At 64.1% G+C, this 26885-nt stretch carries 19 protein-coding genes and 2 tRNA genes; 10 read left to right on the forward strand and 11 right to left on the reverse strand.

Annotation, left to right across the window (positions count from 1 at the left end; genetic code table 11):
- Nucleotides 1–138 precede the first annotated feature (138 nt).
- The 5 genes from DVB37_RS03530 to DVB37_RS03550 all read left to right on the forward strand — a co-directional run bounded on the left by DVB37_RS03530 (nucleotide 139) and on the right by DVB37_RS03550 (nucleotide 5365).
- On the forward strand, nucleotides 139–2364 hold the full coding sequence (locus DVB37_RS03530; protein WP_046804293.1) for a TIM-barrel domain-containing protein: 2226 nt from the start codon (nucleotides 139–141) through the stop codon (nucleotides 2362–2364).
- A 229-nt stretch (nucleotides 2365–2593) separates the two neighbouring features.
- Nucleotides 2594–3682 carry a methionine ABC transporter ATP-binding protein gene (locus DVB37_RS03535; protein WP_046804292.1) on the forward strand — a complete coding sequence of 363 codons (1089 nt, stop codon included), beginning with the start codon at nucleotides 2594–2596 and terminating at the stop codon, nucleotides 3680–3682.
- Complete coding sequence (locus tag DVB37_RS03540) at nucleotides 3639–4292, forward strand: methionine ABC transporter permease (protein ID WP_006226291.1); 654 nt, start codon at nucleotides 3639–3641, stop codon at nucleotides 4290–4292. Before DVB37_RS03535 ends, DVB37_RS03540 begins: the two co-directional genes overlap by 44 nt.
- Nucleotides 4293–4356: 64 nt before the next feature.
- Nucleotides 4357–5154: a MetQ/NlpA family ABC transporter substrate-binding protein gene (locus tag DVB37_RS03545; protein WP_104143395.1), complete on the forward strand. Its 798-nt coding sequence runs from the start codon at nucleotides 4357–4359 to the stop codon at nucleotides 5152–5154.
- Between the two features lie 135 nt (nucleotides 5155–5289).
- Nucleotides 5290–5365: transfer RNA gene (locus DVB37_RS03550), tRNA-Lys, on the forward strand.
- A 364-nt stretch (nucleotides 5366–5729) separates the two neighbouring features.
- On the opposite strand, the gene DVB37_RS03555 is transcribed toward DVB37_RS03550, so the two are convergent.
- The 7 genes from DVB37_RS03555 to DVB37_RS03585 all read right to left on the reverse strand — a co-directional run bounded on the left by DVB37_RS03555 (nucleotide 5730) and on the right by DVB37_RS03585 (nucleotide 16785).
- Nucleotides 5730–8867, reverse strand: coding sequence for an autotransporter domain-containing protein (locus DVB37_RS03555; RefSeq protein WP_120153843.1), 3138 nt, complete (start codon nucleotides 8865–8867; stop codon nucleotides 5730–5732).
- A gap of 303 nt (nucleotides 8868–9170) precedes the next feature.
- On the reverse strand, nucleotides 9171–12200 hold the full coding sequence (locus DVB37_RS03560; RefSeq protein ID WP_162941151.1) for an autotransporter outer membrane beta-barrel domain-containing protein: 3030 nt from the start codon (nucleotides 12198–12200) through the stop codon (nucleotides 9171–9173).
- A gap of 295 nt (nucleotides 12201–12495) precedes the next feature.
- Nucleotides 12496–12783 carry a ClpX C4-type zinc finger protein gene (locus DVB37_RS03565; protein ID WP_046804235.1) on the reverse strand — a complete coding sequence of 96 codons (288 nt, stop codon included), beginning with the start codon at nucleotides 12781–12783 and terminating at the stop codon, nucleotides 12496–12498.
- 183 nt (nucleotides 12784–12966) lie between these two features.
- On the reverse strand, nucleotides 12967–14577 hold the full coding sequence (locus tag DVB37_RS03570) for a methyl-accepting chemotaxis protein (RefSeq protein ID WP_120153847.1): 1611 nt from the start codon (nucleotides 14575–14577) through the stop codon (nucleotides 12967–12969).
- Between the two features lie 159 nt (nucleotides 14578–14736).
- Nucleotides 14737–15648 carry a LysR family transcriptional regulator gene (locus DVB37_RS03575; protein ID WP_120153849.1) on the reverse strand — a complete coding sequence of 304 codons (912 nt, stop codon included), beginning with the start codon at nucleotides 15646–15648 and terminating at the stop codon, nucleotides 14737–14739.
- Between the two features lie 283 nt (nucleotides 15649–15931).
- Nucleotides 15932–16351: a hypothetical protein gene (locus tag DVB37_RS03580; RefSeq protein WP_046804232.1), complete on the reverse strand. Its 420-nt coding sequence runs from the start codon at nucleotides 16349–16351 to the stop codon at nucleotides 15932–15934.
- Nucleotides 16348–16785 carry a Fur family transcriptional regulator gene (locus DVB37_RS03585; protein ID WP_046804231.1) on the reverse strand — a complete coding sequence of 146 codons (438 nt, stop codon included), beginning with the start codon at nucleotides 16783–16785 and terminating at the stop codon, nucleotides 16348–16350. Before DVB37_RS03585 ends, DVB37_RS03580 begins: the two co-directional genes overlap by 4 nt.
- A gap of 106 nt (nucleotides 16786–16891) precedes the next feature.
- On the opposite strand from DVB37_RS03585, the gene DVB37_RS03590 reads away from it, so the two are divergent.
- Nucleotides 16892–17677, forward strand: a complete 786-nt coding sequence (locus DVB37_RS03590; RefSeq protein WP_082134428.1) for an AraC family transcriptional regulator — start codon at nucleotides 16892–16894, stop codon at nucleotides 17675–17677.
- 19 nt (nucleotides 17678–17696) lie between these two features.
- On the opposite strand, the gene DVB37_RS03595 is transcribed toward DVB37_RS03590, so the two are convergent.
- Nucleotides 17697–18158: a YkgJ family cysteine cluster protein gene (locus tag DVB37_RS03595; protein ID WP_046804230.1), complete on the reverse strand. Its 462-nt coding sequence runs from the start codon at nucleotides 18156–18158 to the stop codon at nucleotides 17697–17699.
- A 221-nt stretch (nucleotides 18159–18379) separates the two neighbouring features.
- Between DVB37_RS03595 and DVB37_RS03600 the strand changes: the two genes are divergently transcribed.
- A complete protein-coding gene (locus tag DVB37_RS03600) occupies nucleotides 18380–18985 on the forward strand; it encodes a DNA-3-methyladenine glycosylase I (RefSeq protein ID WP_120153851.1) in 606 nt (201 codons plus the stop codon).
- 19 nt (nucleotides 18986–19004) lie between these two features.
- Here DVB37_RS03600 and DVB37_RS03605 read toward each other — a convergent pair whose 3' ends face one another.
- Nucleotides 19005–20930 (reverse strand): LTA synthase family protein, encoded by a 1926-nt coding sequence (locus tag DVB37_RS03605; RefSeq protein WP_120153853.1) that lies wholly within the window; start codon nucleotides 20928–20930, stop codon nucleotides 19005–19007.
- Between the two features lie 355 nt (nucleotides 20931–21285).
- On the opposite strand from DVB37_RS03605, the gene DVB37_RS03610 reads away from it, so the two are divergent.
- Nucleotides 21286–23361: an AsmA family protein gene (locus DVB37_RS03610; protein WP_120153855.1), complete on the forward strand. Its 2076-nt coding sequence runs from the start codon at nucleotides 21286–21288 to the stop codon at nucleotides 23359–23361.
- 85 nt (nucleotides 23362–23446) lie between these two features.
- On the opposite strand, the gene DVB37_RS03615 is transcribed toward DVB37_RS03610, so the two are convergent.
- On the reverse strand, nucleotides 23447–25042 hold the full coding sequence (locus DVB37_RS03615) for a sensor domain-containing diguanylate cyclase (RefSeq protein ID WP_120157381.1): 1596 nt from the start codon (nucleotides 25040–25042) through the stop codon (nucleotides 23447–23449).
- An 11-nt stretch (nucleotides 25043–25053) separates the two neighbouring features.
- Complete coding sequence (locus DVB37_RS03620) at nucleotides 25054–25698, reverse strand: TetR/AcrR family transcriptional regulator (RefSeq protein ID WP_120153857.1); 645 nt, start codon at nucleotides 25696–25698, stop codon at nucleotides 25054–25056.
- Between the two features lie 114 nt (nucleotides 25699–25812).
- On the opposite strand from DVB37_RS03620, the gene DVB37_RS03625 reads away from it, so the two are divergent.
- Nucleotides 25813–26559, forward strand: a complete 747-nt coding sequence (locus DVB37_RS03625) for an SDR family NAD(P)-dependent oxidoreductase (RefSeq protein WP_120153859.1) — start codon at nucleotides 25813–25815, stop codon at nucleotides 26557–26559.
- Between the two features lie 162 nt (nucleotides 26560–26721).
- A tRNA-Lys gene (locus DVB37_RS03630) sits at nucleotides 26722–26797 on the forward strand.
- The last annotated feature ends 88 nt before the right edge of the window (nucleotides 26798–26885 follow it).

Here is a 26885-nt window from a genome sequence, read left to right on the forward strand (position 1 = left end):
AAGCGTTGGCCGAGGGCTTTACGACCCCTTTTTAAGGATGAGAAAGCCATCCAGAAGAGGGACCGAGTTTATTTCAAAGCTCAAATCCGTCAAAATAGCGTCTTTTGATGGTTTTTGGCTTAAGCCGGGGGATGCTCTGTGCCGCCCAAGTTCGACTTTGCCCATACTACCCAGCTCGACAACATCGAGCTGCTGACGTCCCGCCCCAGTCGTTTTGATTTCGACGCGGGCGATGGGTTGCACCTGGTAGTCGAGGCGCATGCGCCTGGTGTTTTTCGCCTGCGCTGCGGCGAGGCGAACCACCTGAACGATGACAAGCCCGGCGCGCGTGCGCGCGCCGTGGCCGAGATGCTGCTCGCGCGCCAAGAGGCCGTGGGCGAAGCCACCATTGCCCCGCGCGATGGCGGCGATGGCTGGCGCATCACCCAGGGCGACGTCGCCCTGGAGATCCAGTCCAACCCCGTGCGCGTTGCGATGTATCGCAACGACGAACGGGTATTCGAGTCGGAAGTCTCGGCGCATACGCCCGCGTTCGGGCATAACGCGCTGGACAAGGAAGACGACGCAGTCTGGACGGCGGGGTTCACCTTGCTGGCCGACGAGCGTGTCTTTGGCCTGGGCGAAACCCCGGGCGACTTGAACCGCCGCGAAGAATCTGTTGTCTCTGACGACCCCGAGCATCGCGCCTTGCCATTGGCATGGAGCCCGCGCGGCTGGGGCGTCTACGTCAACACGATGCGTCGCGTGGAACATGCCGTGGGCGTCGCGCCGGCGGATTCGGCCTACGTGCTGACCGTTGACGATGCCGTGCTGGACGTGTTCCTGTTCGCCGGCGAGCCCGCCGAAATCCTGAACCAATACACCGCGCTGACCGGCCGCGCCGGCCAGCCCGTGCTGTGGGCGATGGGCGCGTGGCTGACCCAGGCTGCCGGCGAAATGCCTACGCAGACGGTCGCCCTGGTGGCGCGCATGCGCGAAAACCAGATTCCGGTGGACGCCGTCACATTGGCGCAGCCGGTGGCGTGGGGCTTCCAGTCCGACAAGGCGGTTTTCGAATGGGACGCCCAGCGCTTCCCTGACGCCAAGCAGATGCTGGCGCTTTTCCATAAGCACAACGTGCATGTCGCGGCCTCCGGTTTCCCCGGCGTGCTCAAGAGCAGCCCGTTGTTCGAGGAACTGGAAGATCGCGGCTGGCTGCTGGCCAAGGAAGACGGCGCCGCGCAGGTGTTCGACGGCATCGCCGCCACCTCCGGTCAGCCCTTCGGCTTGCTGGACCTGACCTATCGCGACATCTACAACCTGTGGGTCGAGCGTCATCGCCAGCTGATCGACGACGGCCTGGACGCGCCCGCTTGCGACGCCCAGATCGCCATCCCCGATGGCGTGACGGCACGCAACGGCGAAACGGGCCCCGCGTTGCGCACGATGTACCCGCTGCTGGTGCGCCGCGCGTTGTTCGATGCCGTGGCCGGCCTGAAAGTGCCGCCCGAAGGCGTCGTGCCCAGCTCTGACCTGTTCCCCGCCGCGCAGCGCCTGCCGTGGCAGGTGGGGCCGCAGGCGGAAAACTCCTGGGATGGCCTGCGCCATACCTTGCGCACCGCCTTGTCGATCGGCGCCAGCGGCCTGCCCGTGCAGGTCCATGGCATTGGTTCGGCCTCGCGCGATCGCGCCGGCATGACGTCCGAACTGTATTTGCGCTGGTTGACCGTGGGTGTGTTCTCGGCCAACTTCTCGTTCCAGGGCGTGGAAGGCCTGATGCCTTGGGACTTCGACGAAGACACCCTGGCGCAAGCCCGCACCTGGATGCAATGGCGTTATCGCCTGGTTCCCTATGTGCTGGGCGCCATCGAGGATTCCGCCCGCACCGGTTTGCCGGTGCAGCGGTCCATGGCGCTGTCGTTCCCGAACGACCCGCACGCCCACGAATGGGATCTGCAATATCTGCTGGGCCCGGCCCTGCTGGTGGCGCCGGTTACCGAACCGGGCAAGCAGGTGCGCGTGTATCTGCCCAAGGGCGAAGCCTGGTGGGATCTGAACACCGGCCATCGCTACGAAGGCGGCACCACCTGGACGATCGACTGCGAGCTGGGCCAGTTCCCGGTTTTTGGCCGTGAAGGGCACATGCTCTGTCTGGGGCCCGCCGCGCAGCATACGGGCGAATTCAATTCGGCCCGTATCCTGGACGAAGTCTGGATGTTCGGCATGCCGGTGCACAACCCGGTTGTCATGCGCAACAAGATCCGCGTGATGCAGATGCAGGGCTCCAGCTACATCAAGGGGCTGGAAGGGCTTCGTATTTCGCCGTCCGAAGGCCTTGAGGTCAAGCGCCGGGGGGCGGAAGTCCGCATTTCGCGCGCACGCTGACATCGGCGCGGCCGGCTCCCCGGTCATCGTCATAAAAGGGGCAGTCAGGAAGGCTTTCCTTCCTGACTGCCCTTTACGCGTTTTGCCGTGTCCGTATCGCGACCCTTCCTGCGGTGACGCGGGCCAATGAATCGCGGGCGCGGTACGGCGCGCCATATTACTTATAGTTATTAAAAATGAAAAAAACGGTCGTTCTCTTCAGAAGAGAAAAGATACAAAATCGCTTGCCATGATTCACATCGAGAACCTATCCAAGACCTATGCCACGCCGCATGGACAATTCCAGGCGCTGCGAGGCATCAACCTGCACATTGAGCAGGGCGAGGTCTTCGGCATCATCGGCCCCAGCGGGGCCGGTAAAAGCACGCTGGTCCAGTGCATCAACCTGCTCGAGCGCCCGAACGAAGGCACGATTGCCATCGGCGGACAGCAACTTACCGGACTGAACGAGGCGCAGCTGCGTGGTCAGCGCCGTCGTATCGGCATGGTGTTCCAGGGCTTTAACCTGCTGTCGCGCCGCACGGTGTACGGCAACGTTGCGCTGCCGCTGGAAATCGCCGGCGTGGCCAAGGCCGAGATCCCGGCCCGCGTCGAGCGCTTGTTGGCGCTGGTGGGCCTGGAGCATCTGCGTGACCGTTATCCCAGCCAGATCAGCGGCGGTCAGAAGCAGCGCGTCGGTATCGCGCGTGCCTTGGCCAATAACCCCGACGTGCTGCTCAGCGATGAAGCCACGTCCGCGCTGGACCCGGAAACCACGCACAACATCCTGGCGCTGCTGCGCGACATCAACCGCAAGACGGGCGTGACGGTCGTGATGATCACGCACCAGATGGAAGTAGTGCGCGAAGTGTGCGACCGGGTGGCCGTGCTGTCGCAAGGTGAAGTGGTGGAAATCGGCAGCACGCGCGAAGTGTTCGCGCAGCCGCGCCATGACGTCACGCGCGGCATGGTGTCGGCCGCTACCGCCTCCGACCTGACCGACGCCACCTTGGCCGCCGTGAAAGAGCGCATCGCCGCGCTGGCCGCCGCACAGCCCGGCCAGGCCGTGCGCTTGTTGCGCCTGTCGCTGACCGGCACGGATTCGTCGGGCTCGTTCCTGACCGATCTATCCAAGCAGTTTTCGTTGGACGTGGGCCTGGTGCAGGCCCGCGTTGAAGACATCCAGGGTGTGGCCGTGGGCACGATGTTCGTGCTGGCCCAAGGCACGCCCGCCGCGGTCAAGGACGCGATTGCCGCGTTGACCGCCCGTGACATTACCGTTGAAGAAATAGCTCATGAGTCCGCAACTGATCGACCTGCTTATTACGTCGCTGCTTGACACCTTGTTGATGGTGGGCGTGGCCAGCGCGATAGCGGTGGTCATCGGCATTCCGCTGGGCGTGACGCTGACCGTCACCGCGCGCGGCAACATGCTGGAGAACCAGCCGGTGAACCACGTGTTGGGCGCCATCATCAACGCCACGCGTTCGGTGCCCTTTGTGATCCTGATGGTCGCCATCATTCCGTTCACGCGGCTGGTGGCGCAGACGTCCATCGGCACCACGGCCGCGATCGTGCCGCTGTCGGTGGCCGCGATTCCGTTCATGGCCCGCATCGCTGAAAACGCCATGCGGGAAGTGGACCCGGGCCTGATCACGGCGGCGCGCGCCATGGGCGCATCGCCGATGCAGATCATCCTGAAGGTACTGTTGCCCGAAGCCTTGCCTGGCCTGATCGCCGCCACCATCGTCACCGTGGTCAGCCTGATCGGCTATTCGGCAATGGCCGGCGCCATTGGTGGCGGTGGCCTGGGCGACCTGGCCATTCGCTACGGCTACCAGCGTTTTCAATCGGACGTCATGGCCGCGGTCGTGATCGTGCTGATCGTGTTGGTGCAGGCGATTCAAAGCCTGGGCGACCGTTTCGTGCGCCGCATGTCGCATCGCTGAACGCGACATCGCTTCACTCTTGCTTCAATCTTCTTTCTACTTCCGTTACTCGGGATATCGCAACATGAGCATCAAGGTTTTGAAGTCGCTGGCTGCATTCGCGCTTGGCGCCGCCGTATTCGCCCAGCCCGCGCTGGCACAGGACAAGCCGTTGAAGGTTGGCGTCACCGCCGGCCCGCACGCGCAGATCTTTGATGTGGTCAAGGCCGAAGCCGCCAAGCAAGGGCTGAACATCCAGATCATCGAATTCACCGACTACGTGCAGCCCAACGTGGCACTGGCCGCGGGCGACCTGGATGTGAACAGCTACCAGCATCAGCCCTATCTGGACAACGCCAACGCCGACCGCGGCTACAAGCTGGTCAGCATCGCCAAGACGGTGATTTTCCCGATCGGCATCTACAGCAAGAAGATCAAGTCGCTGGCCGAACTGAAAGACGGCGCGCGCATTGCGCTGCCGAACGACCCGACCAACGGTGGTCGTGCCCTGTTGCTGCTGCAAGCCAATGGCTTGATCAAGCTGCGTCCGGAAGCGGGCCTGAAGGCGACCCCGATCGACGTCGTGGAAAACAAGAAGAAGCTGCGCTTCATCGAACTGGACGCCGCCCAATTGCCGCGTTCGCTGGACGACACCGACGCGTCGGCCATCAACACCAACTTCGCGCTGGAAGCCGGCCTGAACCCGACCAAGGACGCCATCGCCCAGGAATCGCCGGATTCGCCCTACGCCAACGTGCTGGTCGTGCGTGAAAAGGACAAGGACCGCGCCGAATTCGCCAAGCTGGTCAGCATCTATCACAGCCCGGCCGTGAAGCAGTTCATCGAGACCAAGTACAAGGGCGCGGTGGTGGCCGCCTGGTAATCCAGGACGCCGCACCGCTCGAAAACGGCCGCCGCAAGCGGCCGTTTTTTATGGGCGCACGGATGGCTTGAGCGGAACGGGGCGTCATTATTTTGACAAGTCCGAAGAAATCCGCCATAATTTCTGGCTTCGGTCGGGCTGATAGCTCAGTCGGTAGAGCAGCGGACTTTTAATCCGTTGGTCGCGAGTTCGAGTCTCGCTCAGCCCACCACAGAACACCGCAAGACCCGCAATGAAAAAAACGCCGCTATCACTAGCGGCGTTTTTTTTTGCGGCGTTTTTTTTGCGGCGTTTTTTTTCATCTGCGGGTCGGAGGCGCTTCGTGGAACCTCTTGGGGGGGGATTGCTTGGATCTGCCTTTACGAACGGACGGCAAGAACGGACGGCAAGAACGGGGCGACCAATAACGGGGCGACCAAGAACGGGGTGACCAATAACGGGTGACCAATAACGGCGCCCAAGAAGGGCATCCAGGACCGCCGGCCAAGACCGGCATCCAGGACCGCCGCGCAAAGCCGGCGTCCAAGGCGGCATCCAAGAACGGGCTCGATGAGCCCGCTTCCGGACTTTCCTTCTTAGAACCGAACCGCCAACTTCAGCACGCCCGACTGCTGGCGGTTGCCGCCGCCGAACTGCGCGTCGTAGGCCACGCCCGCCGTGGTGTTCCGGGCGATGGCCATTTCAGCGCCCAAGCCCACCACTGCCGCGTCACGCGCGATGGGAACGCCTGTCACCGAGAACGTGCTGCCGCCTTCAAACGCCAATTCCTGCTTGGGGCTCACATCGCCCATCGCATGGCGCCAGCCCAGCGTTGCGGTCAGTCGACCCGGCGCGCGGTTGGATGCGAAATCCCACGAACCGCGCAGGCCCAGCGTGGTGCTGGTCACGTCGTCCGTGTTGCCCGAACCGTGCAATGCCGCCGTGCCGCCCGTCTCCTTGAAATCACGCGTGCGCAGCTGGTTCCACGCCAAGCCGGCGTAGGGTTCGATGCTGGTCGTGTCGCTCATCGGCAGCTTGTAGCCCAGTTCGGTGAACAGCTGCGTCGACGACGCGTGGTAAGACGATTCCAGTCGTTGATTCAGGCTGCCGGCCGCCACGTTGCGCTTGGCGTCGATGTCGTGCCACGTGTACGCGGCACCCGCCATGAAGCGGATGGCGCCCGGGCCTGCGCTGAAATTGCGCCCGCCGAACAACGATGCCGTGTAGCTGTCGACGTTCGTGCGCGACGACACGTCAGCCATTGAGTTGTGGCTGCCGATGTAGCCCAGCGCGCCGCCCATCCGCCATCCATTGCCCACGTCGCCATCGGCGCCGAAGAAGAAGCCGCCGGCCGACTGGTTGACGCTGGACGCGTTGCCGTCACCCTTGAACGTGCTCCAGTTGCCGAACGCCTGCGCCCATACGGGGTACGCACCGCTTTGCGGTAGCGCGTTGGACGAGGGTGACCCCAGTTGCGCCGTGGGCCGGCCCGCCATCGCGGGTGCGTCCAGGTTGGCGCGCAGGTGCGAAAGGGGCAGGGTGCGCGCGGCATCCGACTGGCTTTGCAGGATGCTGGTGGTGCTGGCGTACGCTTCGCCAGACAGCATCGCCAAGGCCGCTCGCGCTTGGCCCGGCGTCATGGCCAGCACCGCGTTGGTTACCTGGCTGGCGGCCGTGGCTTTGCCGGATGTGCTGCCACTGGCGACGACCGTGGAACCGGAGGTAGTCGGCGTGGCGCCGTTGCCGGTGGCAGGGGGCGTCGTCGATGCGGAGGGGGTGGAGGTGGAGGCCGAAGTGCCGCCGGTTGCGGTCGACGCGTTGCCGGTGGACGTCGAGCCGGTGCCTGCCGACGCCGATCCATTACCCGTGGCCGTTGATCCATTGCCTGCCGGCGCCGAGCCATTACCGGTGGACGTCGAACCGTTCCCCGCAGGCGCCGAACCATTGCCTGCCGGCGTCGAACCATTACCCGTGGACGCCGACCCGCCGCCTGCCGGCGTCGAACCACTACCCGTGGATGTCGACCCACCGCCTGCTGGCGCCGAACCATTACCGGTGGACGCCGACCCGCCGCCTGCCGGCGCCGAGCCATTACCCGCCGACGCGGACCCGTTGCCGCCCGCGGCCGGTGCTTCCTGGTCCAGTGCGCCGCCCACGCTGTTTTCGTTGCCCGTGTTGCCCACGCTGCCGATCGGCACGTCGTTGCGCGTCAGCGTCATGAAGGCGTTCTTGGCGTCGTAGCTCAGGGTGGGCGTCAGGAATGCATAGCCGCTCGACGCGCCCGTGAACCGGCCCTGGATGCCGCCATCCGCCGTCAGGATGTTGTACGTTGTGCGCGGCGCGTAGTTGCCGTCCGGGCCCACATGCGCGACGCTGCCGTCCAGGTAGGCAACGCCGGTGACGTGGATGCGGTCGCTGGCGCTGCTGGCCGGGTCGGCGTGCACGCGATAGATCGTGTCCTGGCCAAAGTTCAGGTTGCCGTTGATGGTCAGCGTGCCGATGGGCGATCCATCATTGCCCGGCGACACCACGGCGGTCGGGTAAAGCGTGGTGCTGCCCAATTGGCCCACCCCGGCCAGCACGACTTCGCGGCCGATATCCACGGGGCCGTTCAACTTGCCGTCGATTTCTAGTGCGCCGTCCGCGATCAGGATGGGGCCGGTCAGGCCGCTGCTGTCGGCGGTCAGGATGACCGAGCCCGGGCCGGTCTTGACGAAGCCCTGTGTGCCCTGCAAGGGGTTGTCGATAATGTCGACGAACTGGCCCGAGGCATAGGTGCCATCGCCCACGACGATCGCCGGCGGGTTGCCGCCGTTGCCCACCAGCGTGATGGGCGCGCCTTGCAGGCGGTAGCGGTCGGTAGCGAACTGAATGCCCGACACGCGGACAGGGCCCGCGCCGCCGTCCACGGTAACCGTGCCGGCCGCGCCCGTGAAAATCGCGTAGCCGCCATCCGGCAGCGCGCCCGTGGCGTTGCCGGGGCTGTTCCAGTTGGTGCTTGCGGCGCTCCAGGTGCCGTTGCCGCCACCCGCGCGCGTGGCGGATGCCGCGCCGTTGCCGTTCCACAGATTGGTCGTGCTGGGGCCCAGGATAAGGTTGATCTGCTTATCGCCCGTCAACGACTGGATGGTGGCCCCGGGTGCCGAGTCGCCGGTGACGCTGCCCAGCGTCAGCCCGTTGCCCGACAAGCTGCCGCCGTACGACAGGATGCGGTAATAGCCCGCGTTCACGCCCAAGGTATTCACCGTGACGTTCAGCGTCGTGTTGTTGATGGCGGCGTCGCCACGGACCGTGATGTTGTCGCCCGTGCCGGGTTGGGTGATGGGCAGGCCCGCGTAGCCGGTCTCGAAGGCAAACACGCTGTTGTTCATCGACAGGTTGCCGTTGACGACCAGGTTGCCGTTGGAAACGCCCGTTGGCGTGCCGACTTCGTAGCCGGGAGCAACCCGCGCGCCGGAGACGTTCAAGTCACCATTGACGGTGCCGAAGCCCGCCACCGTGCCATTCGATGATGCGTTGACGTTGCCGGCCAGCGTGACGCCCGCGCCACCGCCATTGCCACCGATAACCAGCGTACCGCCGTTGACGTCCACGCCCCCGGCGTAATTGGCCGACCCGTCGAACACTTGCGTATTACCGGGCGAAACCGTCAAGTCGGCGGCCATGACGCCGCCGCAGTAAGTTGTACCCAGCGCCAGTGTCGCCGTCAGCCACTTCTTCGTGCCGTATATCAAAACTGCGTCCTTTGTCTCGATTAATAATCCACGGCACAAACATTGCTGGATTGTTTTAAACGTATTTCTACGTAACAGGCCAATATGTGTGGACCGAATGGGTTAACGAAAAAAAGGACGCAATTTATACCAGTTCTTTTATATAACAAAACGCCTGCAAACAGATACCATCCATTCTGAAATCGCAGGCGCGGCGGATACCAACCGCTGTATTAATAAATGGCCCGCAGATACCATCCTGTTATATAAAATGCGAAGTTTGAAACACTAATTATTATTGAACGACAAAACAAAACGCGCCGGTCAGTATCTCCATGTCATATGCAGTGACCCCGCGTTTTCACGGTTACCACCGCCGAACTGGCCGCTGTAGGTCAAACCAATCGTCGCGTTTTTGGTGACTGCGGTTTCGACGCCCAACTCGGCCAGCGCGGCATTGCGTGCGATGGGCGCGCCCGCCACGGTAAAGGCTTGTCCGCCATCAAAAGACATCACGGATTGGGGCTGCACATCGCCAAAAGCATGTCGCCACCCCAACGTCGCCTGGAGGCGGCCTTCGGTTTGGCCCACCGTAAAGTTCGTCAGTGCGCGCAAGCCCAGCGTGCTGCTGGTCTGCGTGGTGCTGTCGCTTTCCCCGCGCAGCGCTGCTGAACCGCCTGATTCCGAGAAGCCGCGGGTGCGCGTGTCGCTCCATGCCAGGCCGGCAAAGGGCTCGATGCTGACGTGTTCCGAAACGGGCAGGGCGTAGCCCAGTTCCGTGAACAATTGCGTCGTGCTGGCGCCATAATCGGCCGTCAGCTTTTGCGAAGCACCTGCCACGTTGGCGTGACGTTCGGTGGATATGTCGTGCCAGGTGTACGACGTGCCCAGCATCAGATTCAACTTGCCCGGCCCCATCTCAAACACTTTGCCGCCGAACACGGCCGCGCTGTACCCGGCGACGTCGGCTTTGGACGAGCGGTCGTCAACGCGTATGTCGGCGTCGGTAAAGCCCAGCGCGCCTCCCAGGCGCCAGCCGCCGCCCAGGGCATGGTCCACGCCGGCGAAGACGCCGCCGGTCTTCTGGCGGACTTGGCCGGCATCGCTGTTGCCTTTCAAGGTTTGCCAGTTGCCGATCACTTCGGCCCAGGCGGGCTGCGCGTTTGACGAAGGCAAGGCGGACGCTAAGGGCGTGCCGCCGGCTTGCGCGGTGGGGGCGCCCGGCCGCATGCCGGCGCCCATATTGGCGCGCAGATAGGCCAGCGGCACGGTGCGCACCGTGTTGTTAAAGCCGGTCAGGCTGGAGGTCACGCTGGCGTGCGCTTCGCCGGACAGGCTGTTGAACGCGGCGCTGGTGGCGCCTTCCGGCAGCGTCAGGATGTAGTCGTGCAGCGGGTTGCCGGCGGGCAGGCTGTCCAGCGCGTTAGCCACGGCACGTTGGTTGCCGCTTTGCGCCGCGTCGGCGAAGGCGATGGGGCGGGTCGGCGTTTCCGGGGTGCCGGGCGTACCCGGGTCCACGGGCACCTGCTTGCGGCCAAGCTGCATCACGACGTTCTGGGCGTCGTAATGCAACGCCGGGTCCAGAAAAGCGTAGTTGGACGACAAGGAGTCGAACCGCCCGTTGATCGTGCCGGCGCTAAGAATGGTGTATTCGCGCTGCGTCTGGAACCCGCCATCCGGGCCGATATGGACGGCGGACCCCGCCAGATTCGCCGTGCCGCTGACCACTACGCGGCTGCTTGCCGACGATTGCGAATCCGCCATCACCTGGTAGACCGATCCTGGCGAGAATGTCAGGTCGCCCGCTACGGTCAGCGCGCCGCCAAGCTTGCCGGGCGACAGAATGGCGCCGCTTTGCAGCGTGGTCGTGCCAACCTGGCCGACCCCGCGCAATGACGCGCCGCCGGCTACGTTCAACGTGCCGCCCAGGATGCCGTTCACCGTCAGGGCGCCGCCTTGCACATGGGTCTGCCCGCTGAAGGCGCTGGAATCGCCCGTGAAGATGGTCGTGCCCGCCAGCACGTCGATCGTGCCCATTCCCGGTGACAAGGAATTGATTGCGGGGGCAAAGACATAATCCGTGCCGGTGTGGTTGAAGACCAGCTTGCCGGTCCCATTGCCAAAGCGCACGCCCAGCGCCGCCTGCACCACGCCGGGAGCCGTGGCGGCATCGCCGGCGGCGGCGCCGATATTCAGGGTGCCGGTCGAGCCGGTAGCGTCACCGATCCGGACGCGGTTAGCCGTTTCAAGCATGGCGCCATTGGACAGGCTGACGGTGCCTTTGCCCTGATAGCCCACCAGGAATGCGCTGTTCGTTCTGACTTTGGTTTGCGGGCCGTCGGCGACGACGGTGCCCTCGCTTGCCGCGCTGTATCCCGCCACGATCTGAAACGTGTCGACCAGCGCGCCGTCCGTTGCCGTCAGTTCGCCTTTCGATCCTGCATCCATGCCGATGGCGACCATATCGTTCACCGACGAGAACCGGCTGCCAACGCCGGACACCGCCAGTTTGCCGACACCGCCGGCATATGAGCCCAAATAGGTTCGGGTGGCCGATGTGGCCGACGCGCCGCCGGTGATGGTGACGGTGCCCGTGCCGCGCGCGCCGATCGTCATGCTGCCGCTGGTCTGTAATGAGGCCCCGGCGCCGAGGATCTCGACGGTACCCACCGAGCCGGCGCTATTGGCGACCAGCAAGGAGGAACCCTGCGCCGTGCCGTGATCCGAAATTCGCAACACGCTGGCGCCGCTGTCGCTGACGGTAATCTGCCCCGCCTGCAACGCGCTGCCCACGCCCGAAATATTCAGCGTGCCGTGGGACGTGGCGTGCGCGCCCAGCGACACGGTGTTGGCCGTGACGGCTTTGCCGCCCGCGGTAATGTTCAACGTGCCCGCGCCATATAAACCGAGGGTTAAAAAGGTGGCGTTCCATTGCGAGCCGGTGCCGCTGATGCTGGCCGTACCAGATTCAAGCTCGGACGTGCCGGCCGTAAAGCCATTATTCGAATTGCCGACGATGGCACTGTCGCTGTTTAACGTCCCGCCATTTATCAACGTCAACGATGGGCCGCCGACTGCGCCCAGAAACAATATGCCCGCCTGTCCGGCGCTGTTGTTGATAACCGGTGCGTTGGGTGCCACGCTATTGATGAATAAATAACCGGCGGCACCAGGAAGCGTCGCGGTGGACCAGTTTTGCGCGTCTTGCCAATCGCTGTTCTGCGTGCCGGTCCACGTGATGTTCTGGGCCAGCGCGGGCGTCGCGGCCAGCAGGCTTAACGACCACGCGCCGCTCAGGCCAAGTGATTGCAGGGCAAGACAGATCGCCCGTTTTTTCATTTCGTAGGAAGGCATTTTTGCTTTTCGGTAATGAGATGGGCGACGGCAAAACGGTGCACGCTTAATACTGGGTACTAAACGCGGGAGGGCCATTTCACAGACGAAGGGAAAGCGGACGGGCCGGCACGTTCGATAATGTCGACAAAAAACAAAAACGCGTCAGGCGTGCAGCTTTTAATAATCAGCCCAACAGTGTTTTGCAACGTGCGCAGGCGATCTTACGGATAGCTGACAGCTTCAAAGCCCTAAGGAAGGCCGATATAAGCGTCCATATATCCCAATGCCATGCGTCCCTGGAATACGTGTTGCGTCAGGATGGCGTGCGCGCCGATGCGCCCGACAGCAAGTGCAGGCTCAGGCCGCAACTGCGTGCCCGTTCGGACAGCGCTTCGCTTTGCGTCAACGCCCGCCGGCTTTCTTCCAGCAGCACGTCCAGCTGTTCTTCCAGCGTGGCCGCCATGACCCAGGCGCGTTCCGAAAAGCGTTCCGAGAATTGGTCGACGCAGCGCTTGCAGATGGCTGCACCGTTTTTTTCCAGCAACGGCGCGCCCTGGGCCAGCGTTGAATGGCAAAAAATACAGGCAAGGGCGCGATTCATTGGGCGGGCGGCTCGTTGTGGTGGGGGGCAAGGCGCCGCGTGGATAACGGCGCCTACACCTTTAACAACGGCCACAGGCCGGCAAGTCTTAAACCGGAAAACGGCTTAGGGAAAAAATACTCATACAAATGGATGGGGTGACGGGGCAATATCGGCCATTTGCATGAGGCGGCGGTCATCGCCTCAGTGCGCGTGGGCGTGACGTAACGCAACCGCCTGCCGCGTGACGTCGATAATGGTTTCAGCTGGCACCTTGAAAAACGCGGCCGTAGCGGCCAGACGCTTGGCCTGGTCTTCCAGCGACGATGCGGCAGCGGCGGCTTGCTCGACCAAGGCGGCGTTTTGCTGCGTCACGTCGTCCATTTGCGTAACCGCGCGGTTGATCTGGTCGATACCTTGCGATTGCTCCGTCGACGCTTCGGTGATTTCCGCCATGATCTGCGTAACGCGCTGCACGGACGACACGATTTCCTGCATGGTCTCGCCCGCCTGGCGCACCTGTTCGGCGCCGCTGTCCACGTTGGTGGTGGACTGTTCGATCAGGTCCTTGACCTCGCGCGCGGCTTGCGCGCTGCGTTGCGCCAGCGACCGCACTTCGCCCGCCACTACCGCAAAGCCCTTGCCTTGCTCGCCGGCCCGGGCCGCTTCCACGGCAGCGTTCAGCGCCAGGATATTGGTCTGGAACGCGATGCCGTCGATGACCGAAACGATCTCGGCGATGCGGCGCGAGCTATCCGAAATGCGCGACATGGTTTCCACCACCTGGTGCACCGCTTCGCCACCGCGCATTGCCACCCCGCGGCTTTCCGCCGCCAGCGCGTTGGCCTGGTGGGCGTGTTCGGTGTTCTGCTTGACCGCCGTGGCCAGCTCTTCCATGCTGGCGGCCGTTTCTTCCAGCGACGCAGCCTGCTCTTCCGTGCGGGAAGACAAATTGGTATTGCCCGACGCGATCTCGGCCGCGCCCGTGTTGATCTCGTTCACGCTGCGGCGCACTTCAGCCACGGTGCGCGTCAGGCTTTCCTGCATGCGCTTCAGGGCCGAGAACAACACGCCGATCTCGTTGTCGGCCCCGGTGTGGACGCGCTGCGTCAGGTCGCCCGAGGCGATGCGGTCAAAGTGCACCGCGGCCTCTTTCAACGGCGACAGCACCTGGCGGCTGATGAAGCGCCAGCAACCGATGGCAAGAATCAACGCCAGGCTCAACATGACGATGGCGGCGGTTTCGGCTTGCAGATAGCGGCGGTCCGACGCGTCGTTGATCGCCACGGCGCGCCGCTCGGTGTGGGACAGGATGGCGCCAAGCCGTTCTTCGAATCGCGCGTCCGCAACGCGGGCCTCGGCCACCGCCGCGACGTAGCCTTCGGCGGATTGCTTTTGCAGCGCATCGCCCAGCGCGTCGATGCTGCGGACATAGGCGTCGAATACGCCGTCCATGTCCGCCGTCATTTTGCGGGCGGCATCCGTCAGCTTGGGCACCGTCTGGAATACGGCATAGCGTTTGCGCGCGCTGGCCAGGAACTTGCCCGCCTGCTCGACGCTGGCCTGCGCCTGGGCGGTGCGTCCGGCCTGCACGTCCAGATAGGCGGCCACCAGCGTGATGCGGGTACGCAATAGCAGGACTTGCGTCTCGTAAAGCGGGCGGGTCTGCTCGGTAGACACCAGATTGAGGTTGTCGACCGCTTCATCGGCCACCTTGGCGAATGACCAGCCCATGCCGGTGGCGGCGGCCAGCGCCAGGACGAACAGCGTAAGGACGGACAACAGCCCGGTCCGAATTTTCAGGTTCTTAAACATGCGCGAGACTCCAGCAAGGGCGGTCGGCGCAAAGCCGCCGCCAAGATCAAGTGATAAACCCGCGTCGACTGTAAATTTAGATTACAACTTTAACAATTGATCATTTCTCAGCGCCCCGTTGTCGTTTCGGCAACGCAGCTGGCGGCGGCGCGCCCGTGCCTAGAACAATCCTTCGGTGTCGCTGCGCAGATACCGCAAAAACCGCTGGGCCGCGTCGGGCAGCGGGCGCGATACGTGGGTCTGGATCTGGATCTGGCCGCCGTTCAGCAGCGCGTCTTGAACGGGCCGGCAAACCAATGTGCCGGCCGTCAGCTGGGCGGCGGCGGTCAAGCGGGCGCACAAGGTCACCGCGTTGCCCGTCAGCACATAGTGGTAGACCGCATCGGGGTGATTGGAGGTGAAGGCGGGCGACAGGGTGGTGTTGTACAGGCTTGAGGCCATGTCCAGCAGCCGGCGCAACGCGCTGCCGCCTTCGGGCAACGCCAGCGGATAGGCCGACAGCTGCGTCAAATGCAACGAGCCATGGGCGGCCAGCGGATGGCCGGGGCGCATCACGGCCACGATCTCGGCCGGCCGTGCACAGATGACGGCAATGTCCTTTTCGGCTGCGTGGCTGTACGTGACGCCGATGTCGGCCTGCGCCGAGCGCACTCTTTCAGTGACCAGCCCGGCGTCCAGCACGGTCAGGTTAAAGCGCACCGACGGATGCTCTGTCTGGAACGCCGCGAATTTAGGCGGCAGCGCGCGCGCCGCAATGCCATGGGCGCCGGCGATCTTCACGGTTTGCGTGTATCGCCCGTTCTGGCCGCCGATTTCGGCATACGTGCGTGCGGCATCGGCTTCCACGCGCCGTGCATGGTCCGCCAGGATGCGGCCCACCTCGGTCACGCGCATGCCTTTGGGATGGCGTTCAAACAGCTGGTTTTGCAGGCGCTGTTCCAGCCCCGCGATCTGCCGGCTGACCGCCGAGCTGACCACGTTCAGCCGCGCGGCGGCGCCATTGACGGACCCGGTGTCGACGACGGTAAGAAAATAACGAAGCGCGGTGCTATCGAAGTGGAATCGCTTCATTGACGTGGATGCCGTAAATCTCAATGTCGAGTCCAAGCGGTTGGCAGCCGCAAAAATGGCGCGCGGGGCGGATGGCATCGGAAACGGCCGTCGCACGCAAGTCCCGGCGGGCAGGGACCAGCGGAAGTGCCAAAGACGGAATTTATGCCAGCAACGCCTTTTGCCACAATCGCAAAATAATCAATATTGCATTCGAATTTCGGCAACCTCGGCGTTTTTGCGCAGCGCCGGAAATGCAAAACGCGCCCGAAGGCGCGCAGGTACTGCCGCGATCTACGCAAATTCAATCCACGACGAATCCACTGGGGCCGCTGTGGCCGAGCAGTTCTCGCGCGCATTGCAGGGCTTCGGCGCTGGTGGCCACCGCCAGGAACGGCATGCCGAACGCGCGCGCCATTTTCTCGCCGCGTTGGCGGATGCGGTTCAGCGCATCAGGTTCCCGTTCAACCGCAATAAAGGCGCGGCAACGTGCTTTCAAGCGCTGCATATTGCGCGTCTGCCAATCGATCATCGCCTTGCGGTCGTCGTGGCCGGCTTCCATACGCATGTCTGGCATGACCATGACGAAGCTTTGCGGGTTGTCCACCAGCATTTCCATCTCGCGTATCCAGCTGGCCGAATAACCGTCGGGGGCGCCGCCGTGTTTGGCGGTCACGATGGGAAAGCGCGATAGATCATGAAAGAAAAAATGATCGCGGTTCATTCGAATTCTCCTTGGGCGAGCGGCGCGGCGGCTTTGCAGCCGCAACTGCCGTAGAGCACCAGGCTGTAGGAGTCCAGCAGGAAACCGCTGCGCTTGGCAATCTTGCGCACCAGTTGCGCCATGGCGGGATCGCTGGATTCCAGGATCTGTCCGCAGTGCTTGCAGACCAGATGGTCGTGGTGCCCTTTGTCGTTAAGCTCGAACACGGTGTTGTGCGCGTCGAGCTGAGTGCGTTTGAGCAGGCCGGCGTCTTCAAGTTGCGTGATCACGCGATACACCGTGGCCAGGCCGATGCTGCTGCGGTCCGAGATCAGATTGCGGTAAATGTCGGCCGCGCTCATGTGTTGATCGGCGTGCTGATAAAACAGATCAAGAATCTTCAGACGCGGGAAGGTGGCTTTAATGCCGGCGTCGCGCAGCCGCGTAGTGTCCATCGTTTTCTCCTTCGGGGGGCTGATGCCCGACTGATGAGAATGATGTACATTTTCAACTTCGCCCGCTAACGGGAACCCGTCAACCTGTAGCTCAAAGTTGCCAACCATGCTTCACATGGCCATCGCCAACGCGCGCCCCGATACGCTGCTGACATCGTTCAGCGTGCAAGGGCGGCGCGAGTCCAAGGGCATCGCCGTGCCCTTGCACGTGCATGACGAAGGCATGCTGACGCTGGTGCATGAAGGCCTGGTGGTGGTTCAGGCCGGCTCGCAGGTCTGGACGGTGATGCCGGGCAGCCTGGGCTGGATTCCGCCGGGCACGCCGCATGGCGCCCGCTGGTTCGGCGATGCCCGCGGCACGTTCCTCTACGTGCGGCCCGACGTCTGCCACCGGTTGCCGGCGCACTGCCGGTCATGGCCGTCATCCAAACTTATCGAAGCCCTGGTTGACCGGTTCAGCGGCAGCCAGCCGGGCGAAATTTCCGGCGCCTACCAGGCTCAGTTGTTTGACGTGCTGTTGCACGAACTGGACTCTCGCGCGCATACGCCGCAACTGCTGCCGATGCCCGTTGACCCACGTCTGCAGGACCTGGCCAACACGCTGCTGGATACGCCTGACGACATGGCGGGCATCGATGAATGGGCGCAGCGGCTGAACATGTCGTCACGCACCTTGATGCGCAGGTTCCGGCAAGAAACCGGCGTCACGCTGGGGCAGTGGCGGCAGCAGGCGCGCTTGCTGCGCGCACTTGAAATGCTGTGCCGGGGCGGCTCGGTAACGCAGGCGGCCTTGTCGGTGGGCTACGAAAGCACCAGCGCCTTCATCGGCAGTTTCCGGGCGGCTTTCGGCATGACGCCCACGCGTTATCTGGCGGGGCTGCAACCGCATTGACGGTGCGGCGGGCGCGTTGCTACGCCGCGGCGGGTTGATCCGGGTGCATCGGGCCTTGCGGGTCGTTTTCCGCATCGGGGCGGGGCGCAACGGGCGCCAGCCCCAGGCCTGCGCGCAGGCGCTGGCAGTCCGGGTTCGGCGACCCATCGGGCATCCAGATATCGAATTCCCGGCAGGGCGTGGGGCGGTCTTCGTAGATGGCGCAGTGGATGCCGGGCTTGCCCAGTTCGCCACGCAGTGAAATGCAGCGGCCGCCTCCCATTTCGGTGCCCTTCATGCAGGCGCGCAGCGGGCTCATCTGCGTGACCAATTCCACCGGCACGTGGCCACCGTTTTCGCCCGCCAGCTCGCCGCAATAGAACGACACCCGAAAGTGCGAGCAACAGGCGCCGCAGTCCAGGCAAGGGTTGGCATCGGCCTTGTCACCGGCCAGGATGGCGGGCGACACGAACGTCAGAACAGCGGTCTCTAGCAGCGACATGAGAGAGGGGAGAAGTTTGGCAAGCCTGCCCAACCCCGGGATGGACGCGAAACGGGCTTGCTGTTGGTGCAAGCCCGTTTGGGATCCGGGGCGCGCGCGGACAGGGCCGGCACGGGATCAGCGCGCAAATAGTAGCTGGATTCAGACTGCGGCTGCTACGACTTTTTTCGGGGACGTTGCTGCGTTAGCATCGATACCTGACCGCAGCCTGGAGCTTTGCCTTGAACGCCAAAAACGAATTCCCCGACGGCCTTGCCCGTTGCGGCTGGGTGGATACATCCGCCGAATACATGGCCTATCACGACACCGAGTGGGGGCGCCCGCAAGGGGATGATCGCGCGCTGTTCGAACAGCTTTGCCTTGAAGGTTTTCAGTCCGGCCTCAGCTGGCGCACCATCCTGAACAAGCGCGCGGCGTTTCGTCGTGCCTTTGCCGAGTTCGACCCCGCCCGCGTCGCGAAGTTTGGCGAGAAAGACATCCAGGCGCTGTTGGCCGATGCCGGCATCGTGCGCCATCGGGGCAAGATTGAAGCCGTGATCAACAACGCGGCGCGCGCGTTGGAAATGATCGATCGGGAAGGGTCCCTGGCCGCGTTCTTCTGGCGCTTTGAAGCGCCCGACGGGTCGCCATCGACGCTGGGCGCGTCAACGTCAGAGCAATCCATCGCGCTGTCCAAGGCATTGAAAAAGCTGGGCTGGAAGTTCGTCGGGCCCACCACCGTCTACGCCTTCATGCAATCGGTGGGCATGGTCAACGACCACACCCCCGACTGCCATTGCCATGCGCCCAGCGACAAGGCGCGCAAGGGGTTCCTGCGCCCGCGCTGATCAGCGCGTGGCGCGTAGATCAGCGCTTGGCGGCGTCCACCGGCGTGGCCGCCGTTTCGGGCGTCAGCCCGGGCAGGCTGTAACGGCCTTCGCGATACGCCCAGCTGGGCCATAGCGCGTGGGCCAGCGCTTCGGTGGCCAGCTCGGGGTTCAGGGCAACGGGCGCGTAGTCTTCGGGCGCGGTGTAGCGGTACTGCACCGGCGTTTTGTTGGGCGCCAGCACCAGCAAGTCGTTTTCCTTCAGATACCCGTACGTGTTGTCGTACTGCATGATGGCGCGGCCCGGTGTGCTGCGCGTCAGGTCGTGGCCGATCATCGGGTGTTCGGTGTCCACGCCGATCAGCGACAGCAAGGTGGGCGGCAGGTCGATCTGGCTGATCAGGCGGTCGTCGCGGCGTGCCTCGACGCCGGCGCCCAGGATCACGGCGGGAATATGGAAGTGGCGCACCGGCACCAGGCTGGCGCCGAACACGCGCGAATCGTGGTCGGCCGCCACCAGGAACACGGTGTTCTCCCAGTACGGCGATGCCTTGGCGCGTTCAAAGAAGCGGCCCAGCGCCCAGTCCGCATAGCGCACCGTGTTCTCCACGGTGGCGGGGTTGCCTTCCGTCTGGATGCGGCCGGCGGGGTATTCCCAAGGGGTGTGGTTCGATACGCTGAACGCCAGCGTGAAGGTGGGCTTGTCGCCGTCCTCGCGCAGCAGGCGGTCAAGCTGATTGAACATGTCTTCGTCCGACGCACCCCAGGTGCCCACGAACGCGGGGTCGACGAAGTCGGCGCGGTCAACGATCTGCTTGAAGCCGTTGCCCAGGAAGAAGCCCTTCATATTGTCAAAGTGCGATTCGCCGCCGTAGATGAAGCGCGAATGGTAGCCATGACGGCCCAGCAGGTCAGCCAGCGAGAAAAAGCCGCGCTGCGAACGGGGCAGCTTCAAGACGGCCTGGGCAGGCGTGGGCAAAAAGCCCGTCACCACGGCTTCCAGCCCGCGCACCGAGCGCGTGCCGGTGGCATAGGCGCGCGTAAACGCCCAGGCTTCGCGCGCCAGCGCATCCAGTTCCGGCGTCAGGTTGGCGCCGCCCAAGCCCGCGCTGTACTGCGCGCCCAGGCTCTCTTCAAGAATGATCACCAGGTTCAGCGGCCGCGCCGTCTTGCGCGTGGCGGGTTGGCGATGCAGGCTGGGGTAGTCGGGGTTGGCGGGCGGATTGGGCAGGCCGGCTTGCGCCAGCACCAGATCGTGCATCTGGTCATCGTCCATGCCGCCGTACACCGCCGAGGCCGACTTTTCGTTCTTCATGCTGTAGACGGCGTAGAACACGTTGTAGAGCGAATTGAGCGCGAGCGTGTTCAGCATGCCGTCCGAGCAATAGGCCACCGAAGACGGGTTGATCGGGCGATGGCCCAGCGTGCCGCGTATGGCCAGGATGACTACCGCCAGGATCACCACGCTGGCAATCGGCATCTGCCACCAGGTCAGCGCCGCGTCGGCCTGGGCGTGTCCGAACAGGGCGTACGCGCCCCAGCCGATCAGCGCCAGGGCGGCAAAGGCGCCCACCAGCACCAGCTTGTAGCCGCGCCACAGCATGCCCGAAACCTCGCGCGGGTGCTTCAGGTATTCAACGAACAGGCGGTTGGGCCGGGAGTCGTATTCCAGGATGAAGGGCGGCGAGGCCACTTCCAGAAAGGCCAGCAGCATGAAGGCCACCAGGTACCAATATCCGGCAAGCGAGGCGGCAATCGGAAAGTGGCCAAAGAAAGGCGACAGCACCGCCGGCAGCGCGGCCAGCACGGCGATCTGATGCGCGTCGATGCGCAAACCGCCCAGCAACAAGGGGACCAGGCCACCGGCATTGCGCACGCGCTGCCACTGCCAGGCGGCCAGCGCCAAGCGGCTCAACGTCAGCAGCGCAAATGCCGCCACTACGAAAATCAGGGTTGAATGCCGCATTGGGCCTCCAGGTTGTTCTGCATCCGGCCCGGTGGGCCGAAACCAATCTTGCGGGCATTGGATCAGGGACCGCGTAGAAAATTCAGCGAATCCGCGCGCCCGACCACGCCGGTCACCGCTTCGGCTATTTCGCTTTGTAACGGCCCTTATTGTGCTTCACCTTTACCGGGCACGCCGCATGCTGCGTCAGGCAAGGCGACGACCGCCATGTCGGCCGGTACGCAGCGCCGCCGCTTGGAAAGATCCGCACACATTATGGGGCCGGCAAGCTTAACCCTTGCCCCGGGCCGCGATACCCTTGTTGGTAAATGGGGTCGGCGGTGATGGGCCGGCCATAACGCCAAGGATGAACGCCATGACGCGAACAAGAAAAATAGCGATCGGGATTGTAGGGGCTCTGGCCCTGCTCGTGCTGGTATTGGCGGTGGTGATCGCCACCTTTGACTGGAACCGCGCCAAGCCCATGATCAACGAACGCGCCAGCGCTGCCATCGGCAGGCCGTTCGCCATCAATGGCGATCTCAGCGTCAAGTGGCAGCGTGAACGGGACGAGGGCGGTTGGCGGGCCTGGGTGCCGTGGCCGCACGTGGTCGCCAACGATATTTCGATCGGCAATGCGCCCTGGGCCAAGGCCCCGACCTTCGCCACCCTCAAGCGCGGCGAGTTCAGCCTGGCGCTGTTGCCATTGCTGCGCCAGCGCGTCGTCATTCGCAGAATCCAGCTGACCGAGCCCGCCGCCGATCTGCAACGGCTGGCCGATGGCCGCGCCAACTGGGTATTCACGCTGCCTGAATCCGGCGAGCCGTCGCCGTGGGTGCTGGACATCAACGAGATCGGTTTCGACAAGGGCCGCGTTGGTTTCGTCGACGAGACGCTTAAAGCCGACCTGACGGTGCTGGTCGATCCGCTGGGCAAGCCTGTCCCGTTCGCCGACGTGGCGGGCGCCGCCGTCGCGCCACAGGACGGCCAGGCCCCGGCGCCGCGCGACTATGTCTTCGGCTGGAAGGTTGACGGCAAATACAAAGGTCTGGACACCAAAGGCGAAGGCAAGGTCGGCGGCATGTTGGCCCTGCAAGATCCCAAGCAACCCTTTCCGGTCCAGGCGGATGTCGCCGTGGGCGGCACCAAGGCGTCGATCACCGGCACCGTGACCGACCCCGCCAACCTGGGCGCGCTGGACTTGCGCCTGAAGCTGGCCGGCGCATCCATGGCGCAGTTGTACCCGCTAACGGGCGTGACCTTGCCGGATACGCCGCCGTATTCCACGGATGGGCATTTGGTGGCCAAGCTGCAAAACCCGGGCGGCGCCGTGTTTGACTACAAGGACTTCAACGGCAAGGTCGGCAATAGCGACTTGCATGGCGACATCACCTTTGCCATGGGGGCGCCGCGGCCCAAGCTGACGGGCAAGTTGTCGTCCAAGCAATTGCGCATGGTCGACCTGGGGCCGTTGATCGGGGTGCCGGCAGACGGCACCGCCGCCGCGCCCGCCGACAAGACGAAGGACGCGCCGGCCAAGCCCAAGGGCGGCAAGGTGCTGCCCACGCAGGCGTTTCGCACCGACCGCTGGCGCGACATGGATGCCGATGTCTCGCTGGACGCCGGCCGCATCATCCACGACAGCAAGCTGCCCTTGTCAGACCTGTCGGTGCACGTGGTCTTGCAGGACGGCAAGCTGACGCTGGACCCCTTCAAGTTCGGCATCGCGGGGGGCAACATCAACGGCACCATCAATCTGGATGGTGCCCACGAGGCCATGGCCGGGCGCGTGGACCTGCATGCGCGCCGCCTGCGGCTCAAGCAGCTGTTCCCCGCCACCGAAGCCATGCAGAAGACGCTGGGCGAACTGAACGGGGATCTTGCCGTCAGCGGCACCGGCAATTCCGTGGGGGCGCTGCTGGGCACGTCCACCGGCGACATCAAAATGCTGGTCAACGATGGCGTCATCAGCCGCAGCCTGATGGAGATCGCCGGCCTGAATGTGGGCAACTACGTGGTGTCCAAGCTGTTTGGCGACGACGAGGTAAAGATCAATTGCGGCGCCGCCGACCTGGCCATGAAAAACGGCGTGATGACGCCGCGCGTCTTTGTTTTCGACACTGAAAACGCGCTGATCAGCATCACCGGCACGGCCGATTTCAAGAACGAAAAAATCGATATGGACGTCACGCCCGACAGCAAGGGCTTCCGCATCTTTTCACTGCGTTCACCCTTGTACGTGCGCGGTACGTTCGGCGACCCCGATGTGGGCGTGCACGTGGGCCCGCTGGCCGCGCGCGGCGCGGGCATGGTGGCGCTGGGCGTGTTGCTGACCCCAGCCGCCGGCCTGCTGGCCTTGATCGCGCCCAGCACCAACGACGAAAACGCGTGCGGGCCGTTGCTGGAACAGATGCGCAAGCCGCCGACCGCGCCGGCGCAGACGGGGAAGTAGGTCGGTCAGGATGGCGGCCCTCGGCTAAAGGGCCGCCGTGCCGCCGCGCCGCCGCGCCGCCGCCGCGCCGCCACCTGCGGCATCGCTACTTCGGCGACACGCGCCGGGCACCTTCCGGTTCGGCGTCATCCGCCACGCACACGGCGTTGCGGCCGTTGTTCTTCGCGTGATAAAGCGCCTTGTCCGCCCGCCGGTAGACCGCTTCTAGCGTGGCGCCGTGTTCGGGATAGCGCGCCACGCCCACCGACACCGTCAGCGGCGACCCGATGGAATCCGGCGGCTGCCGCGAGGCGATCTGCTGCCGCAGCCGTTCGGCGGCAGCCGCCGCGGAATGCAGCGAGGCGCCCGGCATCAGCACCACGAATTCTTCGCCACCCGCGCGCGCCAGGGTGTCGCCCACCCGCGAGCCTTCGCTCATGACGGCTGCCAACGCCTGCAAGGCCCGGTCGCCCGCCGTGTGCCCATAGCGGTCATTGATGGTCTTGAAGTGGTCGATGTCGATAGCCAGCAGCGCCACGGGCGATTCGCCCGCTTGCAAGAGCGCCATGGCCTCGTCCAGGCCGCGCCGGTTCAGCAGCCCCGTCAACGTGTCGGTGGTGCTTTCACGGCGCAGGTCGCGAATCTTGTGATGGATCGACGCCAAGCCGATGATGAGCGCGCGCTTGAGCTGCGCCGCCTCGAAATACCACGACCGCACGTCGCGGATGCGGTCGGCGGAATCCGGGTCCTCCATGCGCTTGGCGATGCCCGCCAGTTCGCCCAGCGGCCGGGCAATCCAGCCCGACAGTACCCAGATCGTGATGATGGACAACAGCAGCAAGGGCAGGGTATTGCGCGCGGTGGCCATGAGCAGGTCGCTCAAGGGTTGCAGGGTGCCCGCGACCGGCCGCTGCGCGACGATGCTCCAGCCGGTGCTGGGCACGGGGGCGTAACCCGCAAGCATGTCGCGGCCTTGCTGATCGGTAAACCGCATTTCACCCGTTTCACCCCGCCGCGCCGCCGCCAATGCGTCGATGTCCGGCGCCTTGTGGCCCAGCAGGCTGCGATCCGGGTGATAGATCAGCGTGCCGTTGCGATCCATCACGTACACGAAGGAATCATCGCGATAGAAATGCTTGTCCAGCAGGCGATCCAGCGCGTTGTCCTCGTGCAGATACAGCGTGCCGGCGATGTACCCCAGGTACCGGTAATCACGCGAGAAAATCGGATGCGAATACAGAATCAGCCAGCGGTTGTTGCTGGCCTGATAGGGTTCGCTGATATTCGGCTGCTGCGTGCGGATGGCATTGCGCGACGGCTCGCTGGTCAGTTGCTGGCCCAGCAGTTGCGGATACGCCGACGATGCCGCAATGACCTTGCCCGTCGGCGAGACCACCACGGTGGAATTGAACTGCCCCATCTGCGCTTGCTGGCGCCGCGTTTCTTCGACCATCAAGCCGGGGCGCGCTTCCATGTCGGTCAGCACGTCGGCGCTATACGCCAGATAACGCCGCACGTCCGCCAGGAACAGGTCGGTGGTGACGGCAAGCTTGGACGCGTAGACGCGGTTGACCTCAAGCGCGTTGTGCAGCAGCAGGTCGCGCTGCACCAGGTAGCTGGCGTGCAATCCGCCGGCCAGCACCAAAACGACCGACAGCAGGCAGATCCAAAGGATAAGGCGCCGAAGGTCGATGCGGAACATGGTCGCGGCCGTCAGGAACGGGCGTGGCCCGGAGGCACGCCTGAAGGCGGCCGGCTGCCCGTCAGGGCGTCCCAGGCGCACATGGCTTGCCGAGCCACTGACTGCAAAGTCTTGCGGCCGGCGCCGTCGCGCGCCTGGATCGACATGCCGTGCAACACGGTCGTGTAGAACGCCGCCAGCGCTTTCACGTCGGTGCCGGCAGGCAGTTCGCCGTCGGCAACGCCGGCGGCAAGGCGGGTCTGAATCCGGGCCTGCATCTCTCGCCGGCTATCGCAGAGGAATTCGCCAACGCTGGCGTGGTTGACGCTGCCGGACGGCGCGCCCAATACGATCATGCAGCCGGGCGGCGTGCCCGGCGCGGTGAAGCGTTCGGCTGCTGCCATCAGCATGGCTTGAACGCCTTCACGCGCAGTCGCGCCGTCTTGCAATGCGCGCCGCGATCCCCCGCCGGCGGTCTCACGGTATAGCTCGACGGCTTCACGAAACAGGTCTTCCTTGGAGCCGAACGCGCCATAAAGGCTGGGCGAGTTGATGCCCATCGCTTCCGTGAGTTCGGACAGCGATGCTGCTTCATATCCCTTCGACCAGAAAACTTCCATTGCCTTTTGCAAGGCCTGGGCCCGGTCAAAGCTCCGGGGGCGCCCACGTTCTGCCATGGCGGGATTTTACCTGCGACGCCTATTTTGTGTTGATCGATAAAAAATTTGTTGACGCCGCAAATATTTCGCGGCGATGATATTTGTATCGATCACTACAAATAAGGATGAAACATGGGCAACTTGAACGGAAAGGTCGCATTCGTGACAGGCGGCAGTCGTGGTATCGGAGCGGCCATCGTGCGCCGGCTGGCCGCCGAGGGCGCGCACGTCGCGTTCACCTACGTCAGCCCTTCCTCGGCTGACGCAGCCAAGGCACTGGCAACGGAATTGACCGCCGGCGCACGCCAGGTGCGCGCCATCCAGGCCGATGCGGAAGATGCGCTGGCCGTCAGGCAGGCCGTGGAACAAGCGATCAAGCTGCTTGGGCCGGTGGACGTGCTGGTCAACAACGCGGGCATTTTTGTCACCGGCGTCATCGGCGACACCAGCCTTGAGGAATACGAGCGCACGATGAACATCAACGTGCGCGCACCGTTCGTGGCCATCCGCACCGCGCAGGCATCCATGCCGGACGGCGGCCGCATCATCAACATCGGCAGCTGCCTGTCCCAACGCGCCGGCCGCCCCGGCGTGGCGCTGTACGCGGCCAGCAAGACCGCGCTGATCGGACTCAGCCAAGGCCTGGCGCGCGACCTGGGCGCACGCGGCATCACCGTCAACGTCGTGCACCCCGGCCCGATCGACACCGACATGAACCCGGCGAACGGCGACCACGCGGCCGACCTCGTCGCCGTGCTGTCGCTGCCCCACTATGGCGAACCGCGCGACATCGCGGGCATGGTGGCCTTCCTGGCGGGGCCGGAAGGGCGCTACATCACGGGCGCCAGCCTGTCGGTGGACGGCGGCTACGCAGCCTGACGCAGCGGGTGTGAAAGTTTTTTCGCACCCGACTTGCACAAACAAAAAAACCTACATATAATCTTGCTTCTTCGCACTACACACATAGCGAAACGCAGTCAGCAGCAAGGCCATCAACAGATAGCCGCGCGGTTGAAAACGAATCGAAATGCGTGCATTGCAGGGCTGTTAGCTCAGTTGGTAGAGCAGCGGACTCTTAATCCGTAGGTCGAGTGTTCGAGCCACTCACAGCCCACCAGAATTTTTGGTCGTACCCGGGAAACTTGGTGCACCAGGCAAAAAAAGCCCACCGCATGCGGTGGGCTTTTTGCTTTCCGGCCTTTTGC

Origin of the sequence: Achromobacter sp. B7 (genome assembly GCF_003600685.1) — a bacterium.
Lineage (GTDB): Bacteria > Pseudomonadota > Gammaproteobacteria > Burkholderiales > Burkholderiaceae_B > Achromobacter > Achromobacter spanius_B.

Coding starts and splice junctions, on each gene's coding strand:
- DVB37_RS03535 (WP_046804292.1), top strand. CDS start 2,594: ATGATTCACATCGAGAACCTATCCAAGACCTATGCCACGCCGCATGGA.
- DVB37_RS03540 (WP_006226291.1), top strand. CDS start 3,639: ATGAGTCCGCAACTGATCGACCTGCTTATTACGTCGCTGCTTGACACC.
- DVB37_RS03545 (WP_104143395.1), top strand. CDS start 4,357: ATGAGCATCAAGGTTTTGAAGTCGCTGGCTGCATTCGCGCTTGGCGCC.
- DVB37_RS03560 (WP_162941151.1), bottom strand. CDS start 12,200: ATGCCTTCCTACGAAATGAAAAAACGGGCGATCTGTCTTGCCCTGCAA.
- DVB37_RS03565 (WP_046804235.1), bottom strand. CDS start 12,783: ATGAATCGCGCCCTTGCCTGTATTTTTTGCCATTCAACGCTGGCCCAG.
- DVB37_RS03570 (WP_120153847.1), bottom strand. CDS start 14,577: ATGTTTAAGAACCTGAAAATTCGGACCGGGCTGTTGTCCGTCCTTACG.
- DVB37_RS03575 (WP_120153849.1), bottom strand. CDS start 15,648: ATGAAGCGATTCCACTTCGATAGCACCGCGCTTCGTTATTTTCTTACC.
- DVB37_RS03580 (WP_046804232.1), bottom strand. CDS start 16,351: ATGAACCGCGATCATTTTTTCTTTCATGATCTATCGCGCTTTCCCATC.
- DVB37_RS03585 (WP_046804231.1), bottom strand. CDS start 16,785: ATGGACACTACGCGGCTGCGCGACGCCGGCATTAAAGCCACCTTCCCG.
- DVB37_RS03590 (WP_082134428.1), top strand. CDS start 16,892: ATGCTTCACATGGCCATCGCCAACGCGCGCCCCGATACGCTGCTGACA.
- DVB37_RS03595 (WP_046804230.1), bottom strand. CDS start 18,158: ATGTCGCTGCTAGAGACCGCTGTTCTGACGTTCGTGTCGCCCGCCATC.
- DVB37_RS03605 (WP_120153853.1), bottom strand. CDS start 20,930: ATGCGGCATTCAACCCTGATTTTCGTAGTGGCGGCATTTGCGCTGCTG.
- DVB37_RS03610 (WP_120153855.1), top strand. CDS start 21,286: ATGACGCGAACAAGAAAAATAGCGATCGGGATTGTAGGGGCTCTGGCC.
- DVB37_RS03615 (WP_120157381.1), bottom strand. CDS start 25,042: ATGTTCCGCATCGACCTTCGGCGCCTTATCCTTTGGATCTGCCTGCTG.
- DVB37_RS03620 (WP_120153857.1), bottom strand. CDS start 25,698: ATGGCAGAACGTGGGCGCCCCCGGAGCTTTGACCGGGCCCAGGCCTTG.
- DVB37_RS03625 (WP_120153859.1), top strand. CDS start 25,813: ATGGGCAACTTGAACGGAAAGGTCGCATTCGTGACAGGCGGCAGTCGT.